Here is a 3,410-nt window from a genome sequence, read left to right as displayed (position 1 = left end):
GTGAGATCAACCGGAAAACCATAGGTATCGTAAAGACGGAATACCGTGTCGCCGGGAATCTGCTTGCCGTTTAAATCTTGTAAATCCTGCTCGAGAATTTTCATGCCCTGATCAAGGGTTTTAGCAAACTGCTCCTCTTCCTGTAGCAAGACTTTTTCAATTTGCGCCTGACGAGTCACAAGTTCTGGGTAAGCTTCACCCATTTCCAAGGCCAAAGGCGCTACTAACTTGTGGAAGAAGGCCTTCTCGGCACCCAACTTATTGCCGTGGCGGGCGGCCCGTCGAATGATCCGCCGCAAAACATAGCCGCGACCTTCATTAGATGGAATGACACCGTCGGACACGAGGAAGGCGCAAGAGCGAATATGGTCTGCAATCACCCGCAGCGAGGTATGTTCAATATCGCTCACATTAAGAATCGCGGCCGTGGCCTTGATTAGGTTCTGGAATAAATCGATTTCGTAATTACTGTGCACGCCCTGCATTACGGCAGAAATACGCTCCAAGCCCATACCGGTATCCACCGAAGGCGCTGGCAATGGTGTCATAGTGCCGTCAGCGTCGCGGTTAAACTGCATGAAGACGTTATTCCAAATTTCGATGTAGCGATCGCCGTCTTCGTCAGGACTGCCCGGCGGGCCACCGGCTACATCGGCGCCGTGGTCGTAAAATATCTCGGTACACGGACCGCAGGGGCCGGTATCGCCCATAGACCAGAAGTTATCTGAGGCGTATTTACCGCCCTTGTTGTCGCCAATGCGCACCATGCGCTCGGCGGGCACCCCCATCTGCTCGTTCCAGATCTGGTAGGCTTCTTCGTCTTCGGCATACACGGTAACCCAAAGCTTTTCAGCGGGAATCGCCATCCACTCCGGCGAGGTCAAGAACTCCCAGGCGAACTTAATCGCATCGTGCTTGAAATAATCGCCAAAGCTAAAGTTGCCCAACATTTCAAAGAACGTATGGTGACGCGCGGTGTAACCGACGTTTTCCAAGTCATTGTGCTTGCCGCCAGCGCGAACACAGCGCTGCGAGCTAACTGCACGGACATAGCCACGTTTTTCTCTGCCCAGAAAGGCGTCTTTAAACTGCACCATGCCAGCATTGGTAAACAATAAGGTAGGGTCATTGCCCGGCACCAGCGAGCTGCTGGCCACTTGGGTGTGAGCTTTGCTTTCAAAATAACGAATAAAGGCTTCGCGAATGGCGGCGCTTTTCATGGGGGCTCTCTCACTCCGTGGGCAGCAACAGCTTTCATCGCCACGCCGATGACTTACCGCAGGTAAGAAGTGGGTGACGACAAAAAAATGGCAAGTATAACGAAATTAGTTGGGCGTGTATTCAGCCTTACAAGGCTTAAAATGACGCCGCGTTTTAGTGAACTAGCTCGACTAACCCAGTTTCTCTTCTGTAGTCAAAACTCGCGCCTCGGACTCTAGCATCACCGGAATACCGTCGCGAATTGGGTAGGCCAAACCACTGGCTTTACAAACCAGTTCATTGCGCTGCTGATCGTATTCCAATGGCGCCTTGCTTACTGGGCACACCAAAATCTCTAATAATTTTTTATCAATCATCTTCTACCGCTCTCAATATGTGTCTGTCTTTTGTTAGTCCGCTACTGGGACTGCCGTGCTATTCCGCCGTGGGCATCGGCCCAATGACCAGCGCGGGATCTAAACGCTGCCCAGCCCAATTCATTCGCCAATCCAAGTGCGGCCCCGTTGCCCGCCCCGTGGCGCCGACTTCGGCAATGGCATCACCTTGTTTAACTTGCTGCCCCACCTCAACTAACACCCGGCTTAAATGTATAAATGTCGACGAAACCCCCATGCCATGATCAATAATCAGAGTCCCACCGGAATAAAACATATCGGGGTGGGCTAAAGTGACCACGCCATCAATAGGCGCGACAACTTTGCTGCCAGTGGGCGCGGCAATATCCAATCCGTAGTGAGGGCGGCCAGGGCTGCCATTATAGACACGCTGGGAGCCGAATACACCCGTGATGGGGCCAAGTACAGGCCAATTAAAGGTCTGCGTGAAATCCTGGCGAGGAAACTCCTGCTGCCTAGCCTTGGAAACTAAGGCAGCTTCTTTGCGAATGCGCGCTAACACGGAGGCTGGCGGCGTAACCGTTTGCTGGGGTACGCCGGTTATGCGCTGAATATCGTATTCTCGCTGCGCGATGTTTAAAACCTGTTTTTCGCACTCACCGTCAGCACCGCAAATCTCTAAATGTGAGATCGGCTTGGCGTCGCGATCAAATCCAAACACAAACACCCCGTTATCGGCTATGTTCAATGCTCTGCCATCAAGCTTTACCGAGCTCCCCGCCGGCAATTCACCCCATAACAAACCACCTTGCTTTAATTGACCATGCAACACGATATCTGCGTGCGCACTTAAACTTAGGTTTAGCCCCAGCCCCAGCGTTATCAACAATGCCAATCGCGCCTTCGCCACACATTTATTCATTCCCAGCTATCCTCTGTCAGTGTTCGCTGCGCTACCATAGCGCGTTATTATTCTCTAAAACAGCAGGCTATTGCCCCTTATGTCACGTTACCGCCCTCCTCGCACCAAAGGTTCCTGCTACATTACCCCAGAGGGTGAGCGCCGGCTTCGCGATGAAGTCCGCCAATTATGGAAAGTTGAACGACCGCAAGTTACCGCTAGCGTCCATGAGGCGGCTAAAAATGGCGATCGTTCCGAGAACGGGGACTATATTTACGGCAAACGTCGGCTCAGAGAAATCGACAGCCGAGTCCGTTTTTTAACCAAGCGCCTAGAGGAACTCACCGTCGTTGCCGACATCCCCAACAATCAAGATAAAGTTTATTTTGGCGCCTGGGTATGCCTAGAGGACGACGACGGTAAAGAATACGAATACCGTATAGTCGGTCCAGATGAATTCGATCTAAGCCAAAACACACTGTCGATGGACTCTCCCCTAGCGAAAGCCATGCTGGGAAAACTACTCGACGACGAAGTAAAAGTGCTTACCCCAAAAGGCGAAACTTTGTATTACATTACCGCCATTCGCTACCAACGCAGTACCGCTTAAACAGGCAAATTTTAAGTATGCTAGAGATCATCATACGCATAGCCTATGATGTCGACGACCTTCACGGAGAGCTTCCAACATGTTTTTACTATCCTTAATTTGGGCGTGGACGGCATGGAATGTCTATCGCCCATACCGCCGCAGCCCGGAGCTAATTGGCGTAATCAGCTTTATTTTCGGTGTTATCGTCGGCGAATTTGGTTTACACGTCATCGCCCTCGAAGTCGCCCTGACCTTGCTTATTATTTTATTTGGCGAGCTCAGTGGCGTTGGTGACGCCCTCGGGCTAACAATTGCACTCGCTAGCTGGCTCGCTATTGGCGTATTTTACTTTCGCGCCCTG

At 51.6% G+C, this 3,410-nt stretch carries 5 protein-coding genes; 2 read left to right on the top strand and 3 right to left on the bottom strand.

What is annotated here, in order from left to right:
* The 3 genes from alaS to ABYT30_RS17320 all read right to left on the bottom strand — a co-directional run.
* On the bottom strand, positions 1 to 1,220 hold a 1,220-nt coding region (gene alaS / locus ABYT30_RS17330), incomplete at its 3' end, for an alanine--tRNA ligase (protein ID WP_373097716.1).
* A gap of 171 nt (positions 1,221 to 1,391) precedes the next feature.
* Positions 1,392 to 1,577: a Trm112 family protein gene (locus tag ABYT30_RS17325; protein ID WP_373078860.1), complete on the bottom strand. Its 186-nt coding sequence runs from the start codon at positions 1,575 to 1,577 to the stop codon at positions 1,392 to 1,394.
* Positions 1,578 to 1,635: 58 nt separating this feature from the next.
* On the bottom strand, positions 1,636 to 2,478 hold the full coding sequence (locus ABYT30_RS17320; protein ID WP_373078858.1) for a M23 family metallopeptidase: 843 nt from the start codon (positions 2,476 to 2,478) through the stop codon (positions 1,636 to 1,638).
* Between the two features lie 79 nt (positions 2,479 to 2,557).
* Here ABYT30_RS17320 and greB point away from each other — a divergent pair, with 79 nt between their 5' ends.
* Together greB and ABYT30_RS17310 are read left to right on the top strand one after the other, a co-directional pair.
* Positions 2,558 to 3,067 (top strand): transcription elongation factor GreB, encoded by a 510-nt coding sequence (greB, locus tag ABYT30_RS17315; protein WP_373097714.1) that lies wholly within the window; start codon positions 2,558 to 2,560, stop codon positions 3,065 to 3,067.
* Positions 3,068 to 3,146: 79 nt separating this feature from the next.
* Positions 3,147 to 3,410: hypothetical protein (locus ABYT30_RS17310; RefSeq protein ID WP_373097712.1), on the top strand; the 264-nt coding region annotated here is incomplete at its 3' end.

The organism is Zhongshania sp. (assembly GCF_041623545.1).
Taxonomy (GTDB): Bacteria; Pseudomonadota; Gammaproteobacteria; order Pseudomonadales; family Spongiibacteraceae; genus Spongiibacter.
Note: the sequence above shows the minus strand (reverse complement) of the source record. Positions and strands in the feature narration are given on the sequence as shown.

What these genes read in the sequence shown, in the direction of transcription:
- greB (WP_373097714.1), top strand. Translation starts at nt 2,558, where the DNA reads ATGTCACGTTACCGCCCTCCTCGCACCAAAGGTTCCTGCTACATTACC.
- ABYT30_RS17320 (WP_373078858.1), bottom strand. Translation starts at nt 2,478, where the DNA reads ATGAATAAATGTGTGGCGAAGGCGCGATTGGCATTGTTGATAACGCTG.
- ABYT30_RS17325 (WP_373078860.1), bottom strand. Translation starts at nt 1,577, where the DNA reads ATGATTGATAAAAAATTATTAGAGATTTTGGTGTGCCCAGTAAGCAAG.